This window comes from Serratia sp. HMSC15F11 (assembly GCF_001808215.1).
Lineage (GTDB): Bacteria > Pseudomonadota > Gammaproteobacteria > Enterobacterales > Enterobacteriaceae > Serratia > Serratia nevei.
Genome location: NZ_KV792503.1, coordinates 1 through 336 on the forward strand (window position 1 = coordinate 1; position 336 = coordinate 336).

Annotated in this window: 1 pseudogene; it reads right to left on the reverse strand. The window is 56.5% G+C overall.

Annotated elements, in window-relative coordinates:
* A pseudogene (locus tag HMPREF3138_RS27285) lies at positions 1-336 on the reverse strand (DUF3772 domain-containing protein); the annotation flags it as partial.

The window sequence follows — 336 nt, forward strand, 5'->3', positions numbered from 1 at the left end:
CAGGTTGCCGGGCACGATGTTGAAACGCTGCAACCCTTCACCGGTCAGGATGGAGACGATTTTATCCATCAGCGAGCCCGGCGTGGTGCTGCCGAATGAGCCGTTAAACAGCGCGACGATCATCAACAGCAACAGGGAACATTTGGCCAGCGCGGTGGTGATGATCGACATCTGCTCCAGATGGCGATCCTTGAAGCTGAGCGTTTTCTTCAGCATCTTGCCGCTGACGGTCTGCGGCGAAAACAGCGCGGCGCACAAATCGGTGGCGAACAGCACCATAAAATAGAACGCCATCAGCACCAGAACCACCCAGATCAGCTGGTAGGTCAGGAAGCG